The 17882-nt window shown below is 60.7% G+C and carries 14 protein-coding genes; 10 read left to right on the forward strand and 4 right to left on the reverse strand.

What is annotated here, in order from left to right; all coding sequences use genetic code 11:
- Positions 1-52: 52 nt before the first annotated feature.
- Together FHT79_RS05545 and FHT79_RS05550 are read left to right on the forward strand one after the other, a co-directional pair.
- Positions 53-700, forward strand: a complete 648-nt coding sequence (locus FHT79_RS05545) for an ankyrin repeat domain-containing protein (protein ID WP_168333129.1) — start codon at positions 53-55, stop codon at positions 698-700.
- 45 nt (positions 701-745) lie between these two features.
- Positions 746-1270, forward strand: a complete 525-nt coding sequence (locus FHT79_RS05550) for a YHS domain-containing (seleno)protein (protein WP_049812608.1) — start codon at positions 746-748, stop codon at positions 1268-1270.
- Between the two features lie 18 nt (positions 1271-1288).
- On the opposite strand, the gene FHT79_RS05555 is transcribed toward FHT79_RS05550, so the two are convergent.
- On the reverse strand, positions 1289-3508 hold the full coding sequence (locus FHT79_RS05555; RefSeq protein WP_168333130.1) for an adenylate/guanylate cyclase domain-containing protein: 2220 nt from the start codon (positions 3506-3508) through the stop codon (positions 1289-1291).
- Between the two features lie 233 nt (positions 3509-3741).
- On the opposite strand from FHT79_RS05555, the gene FHT79_RS05560 reads away from it, so the two are divergent.
- On the forward strand, positions 3742-4509 hold the full coding sequence (locus FHT79_RS05560) for an adenylate/guanylate cyclase domain-containing protein (protein WP_028759161.1): 768 nt from the start codon (positions 3742-3744) through the stop codon (positions 4507-4509).
- A gap of 71 nt (positions 4510-4580) precedes the next feature.
- On the opposite strand, the gene FHT79_RS05565 is transcribed toward FHT79_RS05560, so the two are convergent.
- Positions 4581-4958 (reverse strand): hypothetical protein, encoded by a 378-nt coding sequence (locus FHT79_RS05565; protein ID WP_028759162.1) that lies wholly within the window; start codon positions 4956-4958, stop codon positions 4581-4583.
- A gap of 207 nt (positions 4959-5165) precedes the next feature.
- The gene (locus FHT79_RS05570) at positions 5166-5555 is read right to left on the reverse strand and encodes a hypothetical protein (RefSeq protein WP_183903040.1); all 390 of its coding nucleotides are present in this window, start codon (positions 5553-5555) and stop codon (positions 5166-5168) included.
- 362 nt (positions 5556-5917) lie between these two features.
- Between FHT79_RS05570 and uvrB the strand changes: the two genes are divergently transcribed.
- The 6 genes from uvrB to dusA all read left to right on the forward strand — a co-directional run bounded on the left by uvrB (position 5918) and on the right by dusA (position 15603).
- On the forward strand, positions 5918-8956 hold the full coding sequence (gene uvrB, locus FHT79_RS05575) for an excinuclease ABC subunit UvrB (RefSeq protein WP_127430316.1): 3039 nt from the start codon (positions 5918-5920) through the stop codon (positions 8954-8956).
- Between the two features lie 141 nt (positions 8957-9097).
- Entirely contained in the window at positions 9098-9484 is a 387-nt protein-coding gene (locus FHT79_RS05580) for a GNAT family N-acetyltransferase (RefSeq protein WP_028756377.1), read from the forward strand.
- A gap of 383 nt (positions 9485-9867) precedes the next feature.
- The gene (locus tag FHT79_RS05585) at positions 9868-12717 is read left to right on the forward strand and encodes a cadherin domain-containing protein (protein ID WP_028827923.1); all 2850 of its coding nucleotides are present in this window, start codon (positions 9868-9870) and stop codon (positions 12715-12717) included.
- A gap of 230 nt (positions 12718-12947) precedes the next feature.
- Entirely contained in the window at positions 12948-13415 is a 468-nt protein-coding gene (locus FHT79_RS05590; RefSeq protein ID WP_028756073.1) for a DUF3828 domain-containing protein, read from the forward strand.
- Between the two features lie 789 nt (positions 13416-14204).
- Positions 14205-14417, forward strand: coding sequence for a cold-shock protein (locus tag FHT79_RS05595; RefSeq protein WP_003540801.1), 213 nt, complete (start codon positions 14205-14207; stop codon positions 14415-14417).
- Between the two features lie 184 nt (positions 14418-14601).
- Positions 14602-15603, forward strand: a complete 1002-nt coding sequence (gene dusA, locus FHT79_RS05600) for a tRNA dihydrouridine(20/20a) synthase DusA (protein ID WP_028756074.1) — start codon at positions 14602-14604, stop codon at positions 15601-15603.
- A 10-nt stretch (positions 15604-15613) separates the two neighbouring features.
- Here the strand turns inward: dusA and FHT79_RS05605 are convergent, their stop codons facing one another.
- Positions 15614-16570, reverse strand: coding sequence for a trypsin-like peptidase domain-containing protein (locus FHT79_RS05605; RefSeq protein ID WP_028756075.1), 957 nt, complete (start codon positions 16568-16570; stop codon positions 15614-15616).
- Positions 16571-17030: 460 nt separating this feature from the next.
- On the opposite strand from FHT79_RS05605, the gene FHT79_RS05610 reads away from it, so the two are divergent.
- Positions 17031-17867, forward strand: coding sequence for an alpha/beta hydrolase (locus FHT79_RS05610; protein ID WP_028756076.1), 837 nt, complete (start codon positions 17031-17033; stop codon positions 17865-17867).
- Positions 17868-17882: the final 15 nt, after the last annotated feature.

The raw sequence follows: 17882 nt of genomic DNA on the forward strand, positions 1-17882 counted from the left end.
GTGTTGACCACGAGCGCGTCCATTAGCGTAATCTTGTTTACGGTCGGGACGCGTGCTAAAACGCGACAAAACGGCGCATGCGAACCCCAATCAAGCCGAGATCGTGCCCGTGAATGTTTTTATCGCGACTGTTGCTGCGCTTCTAATGGGCGTGCTGCCATCATGGGCCGGTCCTTTGCACCAGGCGGCTAGGGATGGCGATGTCGCACGCGTCAAACAGTTGCTGGATCAGGGCTCCGATCTGTCGGAGGTCGACGAGGCGGGCGAGCCGGCGCTGATTATCGCGTCATTGGCGGGCCATGCCGATGTCGTCGTTCTTTTGCTGGATCGCGGCGCCGACATCGAAATTCGCAACAAGGGTGGGCTGACGGCACTGCATGCGGCAGCCTATGGAGGAAATCTGGAGGTGGTGAAACTGCTTGTCGCAGAGGGAGCTGTCGTCAACGACAGGAAGAATTTCTATCAGATGTCGCCGCTGCACGGCGCCGCCGAAGAGGGCCGCACTGAGGTGGTCGCTTTTCTGTTGACGAAGAATGCGGATGTCGAAGCGACGGAAAGAAATGGGTACACGCCTCTCACTCAAGCCGGGTGGCGGGCGCATTGGGATACGGCCAAATTACTCATAGAAGCCGGTGCTGTTTGCCAGAAAGCCGAGCTTGTAGGCGAACCGCTCTACAAGGAATGCACCAAACGGCAATAGCATTTCGCTTGAGGTAACAGACCGCGTCCGGGAACGGAGCTTGTTATGTCTTATCATGTGCAAAAATGCGGAAAGCGGGTGGGCGTAACCGTTGGCGCTACGGTCATGCTGCTCTCCTTCCTTCAGCCTGCGGGGGCCGAGGAACTCGTCAATACCGGCTATTTCGGAAATGTTGCGATCAAGGGTTACGACCCGGTCGCCTATTTCACGGAAAATCAGGCCGTCGAAGGATCCGAGACATATTCCTATCACTGGCTTGGCGCGACCTGGTATTTTTCCAGCGCTAAAAATCGCGACCTCTTTAAGGGCGATCCGTCCAGATATGCGCCGCAATATGGCGGCTATTGCGCCGATGGCGTGTCCTTCGGGACGGTGACCACCAATATCGATCCGAAAGCCTGGCGGATCATCGATGGCAAACTCTATCTCAGCTATGATCCCGGGGCGGCGGAAGGCATGGAGAAGAATCCGACCAAGGTGACCGACTCCAAGAAGCATTGGTCCGAAGTTCAGCAGACACTGATTTCGGAGAAGATGCACACCGTCTGGCAGCAACCGGCGACGAAATGAAGCCCATCGCCCGGCGCGTCAGGGCGTAAGTGAAAAGAACGTCAAGGCGCGTGGCGTAACGTGTATGTATGAGCTGTCACGCTGCTCATCGGAGGTGTTGCGGTAAACATATCCGCACACCATCCGGTCGAGGAAATAGCCGTCGAATTTTTCGCAGATTCTGTCGCCTCGCACCTCGATCGTGCCGGTGATGTTGGTATTGGCGCTGCGATAGGCCGTATTTCCCGCTCTGTCGAAATACTGCATGAAATCCGTGCCGTTCTTGTGCTTGCCGCTCCAGCTCTTGCCGTCGACGAGATGGCGCAGCTCTGCCTCGCCGAGCCTGTCGGCTTGATTACCTGCAAAACCGAAGGGCCATTCGGGAATGCCGGCCTTTCGTAATCCGGCCAGATGGCGCTGCAGATCACCGTCCTGCCAATAATCATAGAGATAGCCGTAATAGGTCAGATTGCTCTCCGGGAAGAGCTCCAGCAGCTTTGCCGTCTCCGCTGCGGCCCTGGTTTGATTGCCCTGATCCGCATAGGCAGCCGCCAGATATTCGCGCGCCGGCTCGACCTTCGGCAGGCTGTCGAGCGTCGGCTCTATCAGCGAGATCGCCCGCTGGTCGTCGCCGGCGGTATAAAAGACGATCCCCGCCAGCAGTTGAAAGCTCGGCGCCGGCGATGGGTCGAGCCGCAAGGCCTTCTCCATCTCGGCGACGGCCTGGCCCGCGCTTCCGGTGTGAACGAGGATGAGCGCGAGATTGGCGGCGGCCTCCGCATCGTTCGGCTGCATCGCGACGGCCATATTGGCGGAGTTCCTGGCCTCCGTCTCGCGCCCGTCCACCCATTGCAGCAGGGCAAGGACGGTGTGCGCCCTGGCATTGTTGGGATCGAGCTTGAGCGCCTGCCCGGCGGCGTCATAGGCGATCTTGCGGGCAACGGCAGCCGACCAGAGATAATTGTAGTCGTTGCGCCAGACATCGACGGCGACGCGCGCAATGCCCGCATGGGCATTGGCAAAGCCCGGATCGAGATCGATCGCTTTCTGGTAGAAGGAGAGCGTCCGGCGGTAGGTATCGACATCCCTGAAGATGAAGCCCTCCTGCTCGGCCCTCATGTAATAATCATAGGCTTCGAGATTTTCGGTCGGGATTCGGGCCAGTTGGTCGCGCTCGCGCGCGCTGAGCTTGACCGACAGGGCCGCGATGATCTTGCCGATCACATCGTCCTGAACCGCGAAGAGATCGGTATACTGGCGGTCGTAGCGCTCGGCCCAGAGCGACAGGCCGGTGACCGCGTCGATCAGTTTGACATTGATCCGCAGCCGCGGCCCGGCGCGCTGCAAGGTGCCTTCGAGCACATAGTGAACACCGAGTTCGGCAGCCACGTCCTGGATCTTGCCGGCGGAGTCCTGGATGGCGAAGACCGAATGGCGTGCGATGACGAAGAGACCCGATACTTTCGATAGTTCGGTGATCAGGTCGTCCGTCAACCCTTCCGCGAGGTGGTCGTGCTCGGTATCGCCGCTGACGTTGATGAAGGGCAGAACCGCAACCGAGGGCCTGTCCGGCAGCGGATAGGCAAAACGTTCGCCGAGCCCCGGGGGTTTAGCCGGCATCCACGGCTGCCACCACCAGAGCGCCGCACCGGCAAGAGCGAGGATGACGGCGGCTGCGATGCCCGCAATGAGGCGGCGCATCGGCGGGCGCCTGCGGGTCTTGACGGTTTTGCCGGCAGCAGTCGGGTCGAGCAGGACGCGATAGACCCGGACCGGTTCGGTGATGCTCTTCAGCCGCTGCTCGCCGAGCGACGCGAAACCGACCGGGACTTTCGATTTCACCTGGTCGTATGTCGTGCCCGATATGGCGATGCCGCCCGGCTCCGCCAGCGCCTGCATTCGATCGGCGATATTGACGCCGTCGCCCTGGATGTCCTCGCCCTCGACGATGATATCGCCGAGATTGATGCCGATCCGGAACTCGAGCCGATGCTCCGGGACAACAGCGGCATTATGCGTGGCTTTCAGCTGTTGAACCTCCACCGCGCAGCGCAAGGCATCGACGACACTCTGGAATTCGACCAGCAGACCATCGCCCATGGTTTTGACCAGCCGGCCGTGATGACGCTCGATCGCCGGCTCGAAGACATTGTCCTGATCCGCCTGGAAACGCGCACGCGTGCCCTCTTCGTCGATCTGGCTCAATCGACTGTAACCGACGACATCAGCGATCAGGATTGCTGCAAGACGGCGCTCCATCCCCGGTCTTTCCTGGAGAGCGAATGTATTGTTAACAATATCCTACAGGATGTCCTATCGCGATGCTATCGCCGGACCACACGATATTCGACTTGGCGGCGATGTGTCTGATCAGGATGGCGCCGGACGAAATACTTCAAGCCATCATTGTCTTCGATGATTGAGAGAGTTGTCAAAAGCAACCAAGTATTGGAAGCTTGTTTTTTTGGCTATCAGGCGATGGATTTGGAAATATGACGACAGCCTCTTCCATGGAGCCGGCCAGGCACGGCAGCGCCAGGATCTGCCGCGGCTGCTGGGACCAGATGCATATGCCGATCCCGATCGGCGGTCCGCTGGCTTTGCCCTTCCGCGCCTTCGGCATCACTCGCAGCAAGATGAACCCCGATATCTGCACGATCTGCGAGCGCTCCTTCCAATACGTCAAGAAGCAGCGCCAGATCACCGTCGACGCCACCATCCTGTTTGCCGATATCAGGGGTTTCACGGATCTGTCGGAGCGCATCGAGGCGGTGCAACTGAGCGAGATCGTCAGCCTGTTCCAGGATCGCTGCGCGCAAGCGATCTGGGCGCATGACGGCATCGTCAACAAGCAGATGGGCGACGGACTGATGGCGATCTTCAATTTCCCAATCGTCCGGAATGATCACGCCGGCGCTGCGATCCTGGCCGCCCTAGAAATACAGCGAAATTGCGCCACAGCGCTGAACGGCCTGACGCTCGAGGCATTACCCGGCCGCACCCTCGGCGTCGGCGTCGGAATCCACTCCGGCGAGGTCCAGATCGGCGAATTCTCAAGCTTCCGCAGCGATTTCACCGCGATCGGCGGAGTCGTCAATCAGGCCGCAAGGCTCGAATCCCAGGCCGCCGCCGGCGAGATCCTGATCTCTGCCGAAACGACTGCGAAGGCGCCCGCTCTCACCGCAGACGCCGAAACGCGCATGCTTGCCCTGAAGGGTATCGAGCAGCCGGTGCAGGCAAGCGTGCTGGTCAAGCGCTGAGTGACGAGATCTCTGGTTTTGATGGCGTCCGAAAGGGTGCCGGCGAGGCTGGCAAAGACCCCGCCTCTGGCTCAGTACTTCATGTTCCGCAGTTCCGGAAAATCATAGTAACGCAGCCGTTCGTCGTGGCAGCGATAGTCGTTCCTTTTCAGGTACAATATCATGTTGTGTTGCAAGCCCAGGCCGATATAGGACCAGTTTGGGTTGCCGCGCTCCGTCGTGCGCGTGCAATAAGCATATATCTGCTTTTCCGGATTAAGCAGAACCACGCTGGAAATCTCCGCCTTTACGAAGTTCCCCGGTTTAATGGTTCCCCGCAGAGCGTCGACGTACTCGTGTCGCACTGCGCTGGAAGGCGGCCGTTGGGAGTCTGTAACGGATTGCGGCACCGCGGTTTGGCAGCCGGCCAATACCAGCAGGGCAGCGTAAGCAAGGAACTTGATTTTCATTCCGTTGAATCTCTCTCAATCAAAATTGTTGGATCGGGTTTCCCGAGGCTACAAGCAGCAGCGCCGCACCCTGTGCTTCGAGGCTCCGCCTGCGGGCTACGCACCTCAGCATGAGGAAGGTTGGAGGATGCCGCGCGCCCATGACGGGCATGCCGCGCTGCCGCTCATCAAAGCCTCGAACGGTGGCGCGCGCCCCTCGCTCCTTCGTCAGGTTTTCATGCCGTTCATCTCAGGAAACGGGTAGTAGCGCAGCCGCTTGTCGCGGCAGCGATCGTCATTCACCGTCGCGCCTAATATTTTGCCGTCCGTGTAGGAGACGCCGAGATAGGCCCAGTCTCCCCAACTGCGCTTGGGCACCACCCGCACACAGTAAGCATAGATCTTCTTTTCAGGATCGAGCAGAACCACGCTGGAAATGCGAGCCCATACGACTTCTCCCGCTTCGTGCCTGTAGGTTCTCTTGAACACGATGTTGACGAAGTTCTGCCGGACGTCAGTCGAGGGAGGACGCTGGGAATCTGCAACGGATTGCGACACCGGGGCATTGCAGCCGGCCAGCGCCAGCAGGGCGGCACAAACAAGGACTTTAATTCTCACTCAATTCATCTCCAAATAAGCCGACGCGCAGTCGCGATATATTTCCTACAAACATTGCGAGAATATTATTTGCAATACACGATTTTAGGACATGCTTAACGTTAGCAAATGGTTACCGCACAACGATGGTGAACTGCTGTTAGCCCGAACCTATTGCACCCGTCGTGCCGCGCGCCGGAGTGCCGACACGCAGAGAGCCTCACCTCGAAGGGCGAGGCGGGTGCTCCGGCGGCAGACCGAATGCAAGGAGCACTGTTGCGGTCCTGCGTTGCAAACTATTCACACTTTCGAACACACAGTTCGTTTCCCTTTTGTACTCTTTCCCTCTTCCCTTTCGCGCTGACTCTCTCCATATTCCGGCCATGGCCAAATCTCCGAAGAAATCCCCCGCCCCGAATGGCTTCGAGGAAGCCCCGCAATCGTCCTTCGAGGGAGCGCCGCTCTCGGGCTCCGTCGCCGATTGGGTGAAGCAACTGGAGGCGGACGCCGAGGCGGCGGGCGTCGAAAGCCAGCGCGAGATTGCCTCCAAGGCGGGCAAGCATCGCAAGACGGTGGAAAACGCGGCGCGCAAGCATTCAGAGACCGTCAGCGTCAACAAGAAGGCGACGGCGAGCAAGACTGCCCGTGGCGTCTCGATCGGCGGTTCGACCGACCCGAAGACGCGCGCCGCCGCCGGCCTGAACCCTGTGGCGGGTCTCGACATTTCGCTGGAGGATGCCGGCAACATCTCGCCGGGTGGCGTCACCGCCACGGTCGAAGCGCTGTCGGCGCTGATCGAGAGCGGCAATCCGCTGCACAAGAACGGCAAGATCTGGACGCCGCACCGCCCTGCCCGGCCCGACAAATCCGAAGGCGGCATCGCTATTCGCATGCAGTCGGATTACGAGCCGGCCGGCGACCAGCCCACGGCCATCCGCGATCTCGTCGAAGGCCTGGAGAATGGCGACCGCAGCCAGGTGCTGCTCGGCGTCACCGGCTCCGGCAAGACCTTCACCATGGCCAAGGTGATCGAGGCGACGCAGCGCCCGGCCGTCATCCTTGCGCCGAACAAGACGCTGGCCGCCCAGCTCTATTCCGAATTCAAGAACTTCTTTCCCGACAATGCGGTGGAATATTTCGTTTCCTACTATGATTATTACCAGCCGGAAGCCTATGTGCCGCGCTCCGACACCTATATCGAGAAGGAATCCTCGATCAACGAGCAGATCGACCGCATGCGCCACTCGGCGACGCGCTCGCTGCTCGAACGCGACGACTGCATCATCGTCGCCTCGGTCTCCTGCATCTACGGTATCGGCTCGGTCGAGACCTATACGGCGATGACCTTCCAGATGTCGGTCGGCGACCGGCTCGACCAGCGTCAGCTATTGGCCGACCTCGTCGCCCAGCAATATAAGCGCCGCGACATGGATTTCACCCGCGGCTCCTTCCGGGTGCGCGGCGATACGATCGAGCTCTTCCCTGCCCACTTGGAAGATGCCGCCTGGCGCATCTCGATGTTCGGCGACGAGATCGACGCCATCACCGAGTTCGACCCGCTCACCGGCCAGAAGGTCGGCGACCTGAAATCGGTGAAGATCTACGCCAATTCGCACTATGTCACCCCGCGCCCGACGCTGAACGGCGCCATCAAGTCGATCAAGGAAGAGCTCAGGCTTCGCCTGGCCGAACTGGAAAAGGCCGGCCGCCTGCTGGAAGCCCAGCGCCTGGAGCAGCGCACGCGCTACGATATCGAAATGCTCGAAGCCACCGGCTCCTGCCAGGGCATCGAGAACTATTCACGTTATCTCACCGGCCGCGACCCCGGCGATCCGCCGCCGACGCTGTTCGAATACATCCCCGACAACGCCCTCGTCTTCATCGACGAAAGCCATGTTACCGTGCCGCAGATCGGCGGCATGTACCGGGGCGACTTCCGCCGCAAGGCGACGCTGGCCGAATACGGCTTCCGCCTGCCCTCCTGCATGGACAACCGGCCGCTGCGCTTCGAGGAATGGGACGCCATGCGCCCCGACACCATCGCCGTCTCTGCCACGCCGGGCAGTTGGGAGATGGAGCAGTCGGGAGGCGTCTTCGCCGAACAGGTGATCCGCCCGACCGGCCTGATCGACCCGCCGGTCGAGGTCCGCTCGGCCCGCAGCCAGGTCGACGACGTGCTCGGCGAGATTCGCGAAACATCAGCCAAGGGTTACCGCACGCTCTGCACCGTGCTGACCAAGCGCATGGCCGAGGACCTGACCGAATATCTGCATGAGCAGGGCGTGCGCGTGCGCTACATGCACTCAGACATCGACACACTGGAGCGTATCGAGATTCTCCGCGATCTCCGCCTCGGCGCCTTCGACGTGCTCGTCGGCATCAACCTGTTGCGCGAAGGCCTCGACATTCCCGAATGCGGCTTCGTCGCCATTCTCGACGCCGACAAGGAAGGCTTCCTGCGCTCGGAGACATCGCTGATCCAGACCATTGGCCGTGCGGCGCGTAACGTCGACGGAAAGGTCATCCTCTATGCCGACCAGGTCACCGGTTCGATGAAGCGGGCGATGGAAGAAACCGGCCGCCGCCGCGAAAAGCAGATGGCGTATAACGCAGAACACGGCATCACGCCGGAATCGGTCAAGGCCAGGATCTCCGACATCCTCGACAGCGTCTACGAACGCGACCACGTCCGCGCCGATATCTCCGGCGTCTCGGGCAAAGGCTTCGCCGATGGCGGCAACCTCGTCGGCAACAACCTGCAGACCCATCTCAACGCGCTCGAAAAGAGCATGCGCGACGCCGCCGCCGACCTCGACTTCGAAAAAGCCGCCCGCCTCCGCGACGAAATCAAACGCCTCAAGGCTGCCGAGCTGGCCGTCATGGACGATCCGATGGCCCGCGAAGAGTCAAAGGCAATGGAAGGCGTCAGACGGAACGCCAAAGCGACCCGCGAATCCCTTCTCCCCGCGGGGGGTCCGGAGGACGGGTCGAGACAAGCGGCTCGACCCGGGTCGGTGCCCGGCAGGGCGGATGAGGGAGCCACCCCCTCCTACTTCACCAGGCCCAGCCTCGACGACATGGGCCCGGGCACCGACATGACCACCCCGCTCTTCCGGAAACCGGATCTGGATGAGATGGGCCGGGACATCGCCGAACCCGCAAAGAAGAGCCTGTTCCGCAAGAACGACCTCGACGAAATGACCGTCGGCCGAACGGAAAAGCCGGTCATCGGCCAGGTTCCGGAAAAGCCGGAAGCCGCCAAGGGCACCAAGCGGTTTTCGCCGTTGCTGGAAGGCCAGCCGGAGCGCGACGATGTGCGGCCGGTCGTGCGTGGGAAGACCGGCGTTGGGAGCTATGAGGACCCGGGTGAGCAGAAGCGCAAGGGGCGGACAAAGGGGAAGACTGGGCGACCGGGACGGTGATCAACGAATTCTACGTGTCTTGAAAGCGAAATTAGGTACGTGGCCACCACAGGTGCTCTTCGCCGTCACAAAATGAGTCAGGCCCGCCCCTGCCTTTGATCGGGAAGACCCTCCATGCCCGCTGAATGAAGGGAACCGCCAATGCCAGAACTGCGCATCGACCCTTTCCCCTCCGCCGCCGAACTGAACGCCCTCTGGTCAGCCGTCTGGGGCACCTCTGAAACCCGCGATTTCACTCCCATCCTGTCCCGCAGCCTCGCCCATATCGGCGCCTACCACGACGACAGGTTCGTCGGTTTCGTCAATGTCGCCTGGGACGGCGGCATCCACGCCTTCATCCTCGATACATCGGTCCACCCCGACATGCGCAGGCAAGGGATCGCGACGCGCATGGTTCGGCAAGCAACGAGCCTCGCTCGTGAGCGCGGCGCCGAATGGCTGCATGTCGATTTCGAACCGCACCTGACCGGCTTCTACCGCTCCTGCGGTTTCAGGCTGACGAAGGCAGGACTCATCAAGCTCGCGTGAGGCGTCCCGCGAGAGAGGCCGAAACATGTCGAAGCCAGCACCAACCTGCGATAGTGACACGGACGGCCGTGCGGCGCGGCGGCGCCGAAGAATCCGCTGAAAACACAATTCTGGCGAGAGTATCCCGCCCGAAAAGGAAAGATAATACCATTTAGGAGACCAAAGTATGCCTTTGAGTTCTCAAATTAAAACTCGTTTCTCCAGTATTTCATCCTTAGTTTTTCATTAAAAAAGCGATGAAAAGGCACAATTATGCATTGAAAACTTATTCTGGGATTGGCATAGATCCCCAGGGGGTTGTCGTCCGTTGAAGCTGCAAGAACAGTTCTACTGAGGATGTCTCATTTTCATAGAATGCAACGCATCTTTTTGGAAAGTTTAATATGGCCTTGAACATTCTGGACACGAACGGCGCAACGATTACCAAGACAGGCGCCGCATTCGAAGCTTACGACGTTATCCGGGACTCCGCCGCAAATCCTTCCTCGCCTGTCACTCTGGTTGTCTCTGATTCCGGCGTGGCCGATCTGGCCGACGAGTTGGGTTCGGTCTCCGCGCAGGTGACTGGCTCGAGCAACGGCAGCACGATCACGACGGGCGCAGGCAACGACACGCTATTGGGTGGTGACGGCGCGGACACGCTGAACGGCGGCGCGGGAAACGACACGATCATTGGTAATGCCGGCAATGACAAATTGATCGGCGGCGACGGCAACGATAGGATCACCGACGGTGGCTTTCCCGTCTTTCTGCCGGGACCTGGCGGCCCGCAGCCGGAACTCATCGACATTGACGCCGGCGCTGGCGACGATTCCATAACCATAGACAGACTCGCGTCACAGATTTCAGGAACAATCGATGGCGGTACCGGGATCGACACGCTGCAAGCCTCGTCACTACAGGGCCTGACGATCAAGAATGTCGAAATCCTTGAAACGGGGTTCTCACAGGTTAGCGGATCGAGCGCCCAGTTCGAAAGCTTTGATAAGATTCTGGGATCGACCTTTCCATTCGACTCTCGCCCCTCATTGACGGTGACGGACAGCGCCCATCTCGACCTTTCCGACGAACTGGGAGCCCGCGGGGCTTTCATTACCGGCTATGAGGGCGTTGACGCCAAGACCGGCAGCGGCGACGACGAGTTTTGGGGCACCGACGTCAACGACATTTTCGACGGCAGCGGCGGCAACGACACCATCGATGGCAATGCCGGCAATGACAAATTGACTGGCGGCACCGGCAACGACATCATCAATGGCGGCGACGGCACCGACACGGCGGTCTTCTCCGGCAACTTTGCCAATTATTCCTTCGCGATCGACAATGGCACCCGTGTCGTGACGAGCACGCTTGAGGGTACGGACAAGCTCACAGACGTCGAATTCGCGCGATTTGCCGATGGTACCTACGATTTCGGCACACAGACTTTCGCCGTCAACAGCCCCGGGCCGGGTACTCCGCTGAATATCCTGGACACGAACGGCGCCACGATTACCAAGACCGGCGCTGAGTTCGAAGCTTACGACGTGATCCGCAACTCAGCAATCAATCCTCTCGTCCCAGTGAACCTGGTCATCTCGGATTCAGGGACGGTAAACCTTGCCGATGAACTGGGCTCTGGCTCCGCGAATGTGACGGGCTCAAGCGGCGACAACGCGATCACGACAGGCGCAGGCCACGATAACATCAACGGCGGCGACGGTGCAGACACGCTGAACGGCGGCGCCGGAAACGATGAGATTTATGGCGAAACTGGCAATGACACGCTGAATGGCGACATCGGAAACGATGAGATCCATGGCGGAAATGGCAATGACACGCTCAATGGCGGTGACGGTAACGACCTGCTCTGGGGAGACGCCGGAAATGACGTCATCAGAGGCGGCGCGGGTAACGATACGATCTCAGATGCTGAGCACTTCGGCTCCACCCCGGAAGTTGTCGACATCGACGCTGGCACCGGCGACGATGTCATCACCATACAATTCACTCCGCCGCTTTCCGGAACAATCGATGGCGGTGCCGGGATTGATGCCCTACAAGCCACCTCGCTGCTGGGCCTGACGCTGAAGAACATCGAAGTCCTTGAAACGGTGGGATGGTCGGTTGCCGGTTCGAGCGCGCAGTTCGAAAGTTTTGATAAGATCGTTTGGTCGACCGATCCATTCGACGATTATAATCCCTCATTGGCATTGACGGACAGCGCCCACCTCGATCTTTCCGACGAGCTCGGCGATCGCGGGGCTTATATTGCCGGCAATGTCTCCGGTATTGACGTCAAGACCGGCGGTGGCAACGACGAGTTTACGGGCACCGGCGGCAACGACATTTTCGACGGCAGCGGCGGCAATGACATCCTCAATGGCGAGGCCGGCAATGACAAATTGACCGGCGGCGCCGGCAACGACGCCATCAATGGCGGCGCCGGCATCGATACAGCGATCTTCTCAGGTAATTTCGCCAATTATTCCTTCGCATTGAACAACAGTGATCACATCCTGACGAGCGCCGCGGAGGGGACGGATACGCTGCATGACGTCGAATTCGCGCGCTTTGCCGATGGTGTCTACGATTTTGCCAGGGAAAAATTCACGCTTGACGGCAGCAATAGCGCTCCGACCAATATCCAGCTCTCCAAGACCGCCCTCTCCGAGGACACCCCGATCTGGACCACGGTCGGCCTGCTCAGCGCCAAGGACGCCGATGGTGACGTCCTCACCTACAAGCTGCTCGACGGGGCGAACGACCATTTCCGGATCAAGGGCAATCGCATCGTCACCTCGAAGGCGCTGGACTACGAGACGGACAAGTCGCACACGATCAAGGTGGCCGTTTCCGACGGCAAGGTCACCGTCGAAAAGGACATCACCATCAACGTCCTCGACGTCAACGAAGCCCCGGTCAACCAGGCGCCGATCAACCTCGCCTTCTCGCGCAGCTCGATCTCCGAGAACGTCGCGATTGGCACTTCGGTCGGCCTTCTCTCGGCGGTCGATCCGGAGGGCGGCACGGTGAAGTGGCGGCTGACGGATGATGCCGACGGCGTCTTGAAGCTCGTCGGCAACAAGATCCAGACCAAAGCTGGAATCGACTACGAAAGCACCCACAGCCTGACCTTCACCGCCGAAGCCTATGACGCGGCTGGAAACGTCACCAGCCACGATTTCACCGTGGCCGTGAAGGACGTCTTCGAGTCGTCGTTTTCAAGCTTGTCGCATGAGGCGTTGATTTAGTTGCGACTGGATTGCAGGCGACGCAGCGATGCGTCGCCGATGGTTTTCAAAACGGAGGGGCTTGCGGCCAGCAAGCCCCGCAGTGTCGATCAGGCGGAACAGGGCGCCCCGCCCAATCTCTTCTCCCCGCTCGGAAGAAGGGCGAGTTCGGGCTGGCCGCCCGGTCCAAATTGCCGCTCCCCTTCGCGCCCGATTCGGCTATAATTCCTGCCGATCCGAGGAGAGCCCGTATGCGCCTGTCCACATTGATCCTCGCCCTCACCTTCTCGGCGGTCGCAGCTTTGCCGGCGTTAGCGCAGACCTACAAGACGCCGAAGGCACTGCTCAAGGCGCTTTACAGCTATGACACCGACAAGAGCGACGCCGAAGCGCCCTCGCCCTATTCCGCCTTCTTCTCCGACCATCTGAACGAGCTCCTCCAGGCTGATCTCGACAATACGCCGGAAGGCGATGTCGGCGCGGTCGACTTCGATCCCGTCATATCAGGTCAGGATGGCGCAGCCAGCGACGTCAGGATCGGCCAACCGATCCTGCTGGATGATAAGGCCGAGGTGGAGGTGCAATTCGAAAACGGCGAAGAGGTGACGCTTTTCTACACCCTGGTACGCGAACACGGCGGCTGGAAGGTCGACGACATCGCCAACCAGAAGGGGGATAATCCGTGGAGTCTCGGTGCGTTGCTGGGTGAGGCGCAGTAGGCGGGCAGGACAAAGCCAACGAGGCGCACGCCGGCAATCCCACCCTCTCCTTCATTCCTGTGCTCGTCACAGGAATCCAGCCACGGCGCGTCGGCGCCGTGAATGACTCTCATGCGATGAAGTCGTTCGCCCGCGCCCAAGGACGTGGGCGCACTGGATTCATGTGACGAGCACAGGAATGAAGGAGACGAGGGAGGTCGACGGCACCAACGGCAGTGGAAGGCGGCAGGCGCCAAAGAGAGCCCTCATGGTGAAGGTGAGTTGGGACCGCCGGCTCCACCAAATTCGGCTCCACCGCCACCAGCATCAGCCCACCATATCACCTTCGCATCCGCCAGATCCTGTTCGCCGCCATGCCTAGCCGCCCAGAACGATTTGCTGACAAAATCCATGCCCGGCTATCGAATCCGCCGCTCATCCCGTTTCGGCACAGAATCCCGATATGGCACAGCCGTGCAAGGATCCGTTAACCCACGGTCAAGTATCTGAATCTTCGGCATTTCCCGTCACGATAAGGGACATGCCACAATAATCCCGCTTGCTTTTTGCCCGAAAAGCTGGCACCAATTCACTTACTCGGGCATTTGCATGCCGGTGACTGGACTGATGTGGTAATCCCTTCCGTTATGGAAGGCGGCGCGGGACTACCCGCCTACGTAGACGTTCTTTCCCCGTACGTGACTTCTCCGACTGACCCTTCGTCCCAATCGATCGGGGCGAAAGCTAAAGCCGTCCGCTTCCTCTCGGGGGCGCGGATACTACACAGACTAAGGGAAAAGGACGATCCCAATGGCCACCAAGGGCACCGTAAAATTCTTCAACCAGGACAAGGGTTTTGGTTTCATCACGCCGGACGGCGGCGCTAAGGACGTTTTCGTCCATATCTCTGCGCTGCAGGCTTCTGGCATTCAGTCGCTGCGCGAAGGCCAGCAGGTTACCTTCGACACCGAGCCGGACCGCATGGGCAAGGGCCCGAAGGCTGTCAACATCTCGGCTTCGTAAGTCAGACTTCCGCTCACGCGGGATGAACGGCGCTCCGCAGGGGGCGCCGTTTTTGTTTGCAGCGCGGCCGCCGTTTGTCGATCGCATCGGCAAGTGTTATATGCGCGCTTATGGATGATCCCGCCCCTGCGGCGGTGCGATGCCGCATTGCGGCACCCAGAGAACAACGAACAATGGAACGTCGATGACGCAGAAGAGGCCCATTTTTGCGGTCGCCCCGATGATCGACTGGACGGATCGGCATTGCCGTTATTTCCACCGCCAGATCAGTCGCGAAGCGCTGCTCTATACCGAGATGGTGGTGGCCGATGCGATAATCCACGGCCCGCGCGACCGGCTGCTCGGTCATGACGCCGCCGAGCATCCACTGGCGCTGCAGCTTGGCGGATCGGACCCGGTCAAGCTTGCCGACGCGGTGAAGATCGCCGAACCCTATGGCTATGACGAGATCAACCTCAATGTCGGCTGCCCCTCCGACCGCGTGCAGTCCGGCACCTTCGGCGCCTGCCTGATGCTGACGCCGGAAACGGTGGCCGAATGCATCGCGGCGATGAAGAGGGTTGCGACCGTGCCGGTGACGGTGAAATGCCGGATCGGCGTCGACGAGCAGGAGCCGGAACAGGCGCTGCCGGAGCTGATCACCCGCGTTCTCGATGCCGGCGCCGACGCGATCTGGATCCATGCCCGCAAGGCCTGGCTGAAGGGCCTGAGCCCGAAGGAAAATCGCGAGATCCCGCCGCTCGATTATGAGATCGTCTACCGGATGAAACAGCGCTGGCCCGATGTCTTCATCGGCATCAATGGCGGCATCCGCACGCTTGATGAAGCCGCCGCACATCTTGAACATGTCGACGGCGTCATGCTCGGCCGCGCCGCCTATCAGAATGCCGCGATCCTTGCCGATATCGACCAGCGCTTCTTCGGTGCGCCTGCGGCCGAGCCGGACTGGGAGGCGCTCTGCGGCCGGATGATGGCCTATGCCGAACGCCACATCGCCAGCGGCGGCCGGCTGCAGCACGTGGCCCGCCACATGGTCGGCCTCTTTACCGGCCTACCGGGCGCGAGGCGCTACCGCCAGATCCTCTCGACCGACGCGGCCAAAAGCGGCGCCGGGCCGGAGGTGCTGGCGGCCGCCTTTGCGGCGGTGGATTTTTCGGGGACGGATCAGGAGGCGGTCAGCGCCTGACGCAGTAGTGTCACGATCGGGCCATCGGCAGCAGCATCTTCTTTTCGATCCGTCCCGCCACCGAAAACACCAGGATGTAAGTTTCCCTGCCGATCCTGCTGCCGTCCATCAATCGGACGATATCGTCGACGCCGCCGACCGGACTGCCGTCGATGGCGAGGATATAATCGCCCTCCTGCAGTCCGCCTTTTGCCGCCGGGCCCTCCGGCTCGACGCGGCGGATGCGAACCGAGGTCGTCTGCACCGTGCCCGCCGCAAGCGCCACCCGGCGCGGCAGTACGATCGTGTCACCTGAAATGCCGATGAAGGCACGCCTGACCTGGCCGTAGCGGAGAATCTCCGAAACGACGAAATTGGCCGTATTCGATGCCACGGCAAAGGCGATGCTCTGCGCGCCCTGGATCACCGCGGTATTGACGCCGATGACCTCCCCGCCCGAAGACACCAGCGGCCCGCCGGAGTTGCCGGGATTGAGGGCCGCATCGGTCTGGATGACGTCTTCCATCAGCCGGCCGCTGGCTGCCCGCATCGACCGCCCGAGCGCCGAGACGATACCGGCAGTAACCGTCCATTCGAAGCCGAGCGGGTTTCCGATCGCGATGGCGATGTGGCCCCGGCGCAAGCGCTGGGAATCTCCGAGCTTCGCCCAGGCGCCGGTACTCGTATTGGCGCGAATGAGGGCGATATCCGTATCGACATCGCGGCCGAGCACCCGGCCCTCGGTGACGAAGCCATCGGGCGTGGTGATGCGAACGCCCTTGGCATCGTCAACGACATGACTGTTGGTGATGATCAGGCCGTCGGGCGAGACGGCGAAGCCCGACCCGTGCCCCTGCCGGCCACCCACCCTCTCGATCCGGCTGACGGCTGGCCCGACGATGTCGACTGCAGCTGCGATCGATTGCGAATAGGCATCGATCAGCGCCCCGTCATTCTGAGGCGCTATGTTCTTGTCCATATAACCCATGATGTGATCCTCAAGCGGCGGTAACGATCGTCCCGCCGCCGGCGAAGCGGTCGCGGTTGCGACGGTTCGCCATTGTGCTGTTGTATGAGGATTAGATGGTTGGGCCTCGATCCGCGTTCAAGTGAGCGCCAGCCGCGGGGCAGCCATGCGGGCGTCGGGGGACGTGCCGTCGTGCGACCGGTGTGCCCTTATCGTCGGGCGACCGGTGTGCCCTCATCGTCGGGGGCTACGGCATCCTCCAAGGTCCTCATCCTGGGACGCGCAGGCCGCGGCGCGAAGAAGCCTCTTCCAATATAAAATTCTGTTATGTCAATTGAATACAAAGAACAGCTTGATGACGAGATCAACATATTCCAACCTGGTCCCGGGTAGTCTTGCCTATGGCCTTGTCAATTCCGCCGGCAACGGCGCAAATTTCTGCCCGCATTCATCCAATCCAACCCAACCAACGGAGCCAAAGATGAGCACAGTCACCACCAAGGACGGCGTCGAGATCTTCTACAAGGATTGGGGGCCGAAGGCCGCCCAGCCGATCATGTTCCATCATGGCTGGCCGCTGTGCTCCGACGATTGGGATTCCCAGATGCTGTTCTTCCTTGAGAAGGGCTATCGCGTCGTTGCCCATGACCGTCGAGGCCACGGCCGCTCCACCCAGGTCGGCGACGGTCACGACATGGATCACTACGCCGCCGATGCCGCGGCCGTCGTCGAACATCTCGATCTCAGGAATGCCGTCCATATCGGCCACTCTACCGGCGGCGGCGAAGCGACCCATTATGTCGCCCGCCATGGCCAGCCTCGGGGCCGCGTCGCCAAGCTCGTCATCATCGGCGCCGTGCCGCCCATCATGGTGAAAACGGATGCCAATCCCGGCGGCTTGCCGATCGAGGTCTTCGACGATCTGCGCAGGCAGCTCGCCGCCAATCGTTCGCAATTCTATCACGACCTGCCGGCCGGCCCGTTCTACAGCTTCAACCGGCCGGGTGCGAAAGTGTCGGAGCCGGTCATCAACAATTGGTGGCGCCAGGGCATGATCGGCGGCGCCAAGGCGCATTACGACGGCATCAAGGCCTTTTCGGAAACCGACTTCACCGAAGACCTGAAGATCATCACCGTGCCGACCTTCGTCATGCACGGCGACGACGACCAGATCGTGCCGATCGCCGACTCCGCCCTGCTCTCGGCCAAGCTGCTGCAGAATGCCACGTTGAAGGTCTACGAGAAATTCCCGCACGGCATGTGCACCACCCATGCCGACATCATCAATCCCGACATCCTGGCCTTCATCAAAGGCTGATCCCTGATGGTGCCG

The sequence above is a fragment of the Rhizobium sp. BK212 genome (assembly GCF_014197475.1).
GTDB lineage: Bacteria > Pseudomonadota > Alphaproteobacteria > Rhizobiales > Rhizobiaceae > Rhizobium > Rhizobium anhuiense.

Bases quoted from the DNA above. Each gene is read 5' to 3' on its own strand.
- FHT79_RS05550 (WP_049812608.1), top strand. From the start codon at position 746: ATGTCTTATCATGTGCAAAAATGCGGAAAGCGGGTGGGCGTAACCGTT.
- FHT79_RS05555 (WP_168333130.1), bottom strand. From the start codon at position 3,508: ATGGAGCGCCGTCTTGCAGCAATCCTGATCGCTGATGTCGTCGGTTAC.
- FHT79_RS05560 (WP_028759161.1), top strand. From the start codon at position 3,742: ATGACGACAGCCTCTTCCATGGAGCCGGCCAGGCACGGCAGCGCCAGG.
- FHT79_RS05565 (WP_028759162.1), bottom strand. From the start codon at position 4,958: ATGAAAATCAAGTTCCTTGCTTACGCTGCCCTGCTGGTATTGGCCGGC.
- uvrB (WP_127430316.1), top strand. From the start codon at position 5,918: ATGGCCAAATCTCCGAAGAAATCCCCCGCCCCGAATGGCTTCGAGGAA.
- FHT79_RS05580 (WP_028756377.1), top strand. From the start codon at position 9,098: ATGCCAGAACTGCGCATCGACCCTTTCCCCTCCGCCGCCGAACTGAAC.
- FHT79_RS05585 (WP_028827923.1), top strand. From the start codon at position 9,868: ATGGCCTTGAACATTCTGGACACGAACGGCGCAACGATTACCAAGACA.
- FHT79_RS05590 (WP_028756073.1), top strand. From the start codon at position 12,948: ATGCGCCTGTCCACATTGATCCTCGCCCTCACCTTCTCGGCGGTCGCA.
- FHT79_RS05595 (WP_003540801.1), top strand. From the start codon at position 14,205: ATGGCCACCAAGGGCACCGTAAAATTCTTCAACCAGGACAAGGGTTTT.
- dusA (WP_028756074.1), top strand. From the start codon at position 14,602: ATGACGCAGAAGAGGCCCATTTTTGCGGTCGCCCCGATGATCGACTGG.
- FHT79_RS05605 (WP_028756075.1), bottom strand. From the start codon at position 16,570: ATGGGTTATATGGACAAGAACATAGCGCCTCAGAATGACGGGGCGCTG.
- FHT79_RS05610 (WP_028756076.1), top strand. From the start codon at position 17,031: ATGAGCACAGTCACCACCAAGGACGGCGTCGAGATCTTCTACAAGGAT.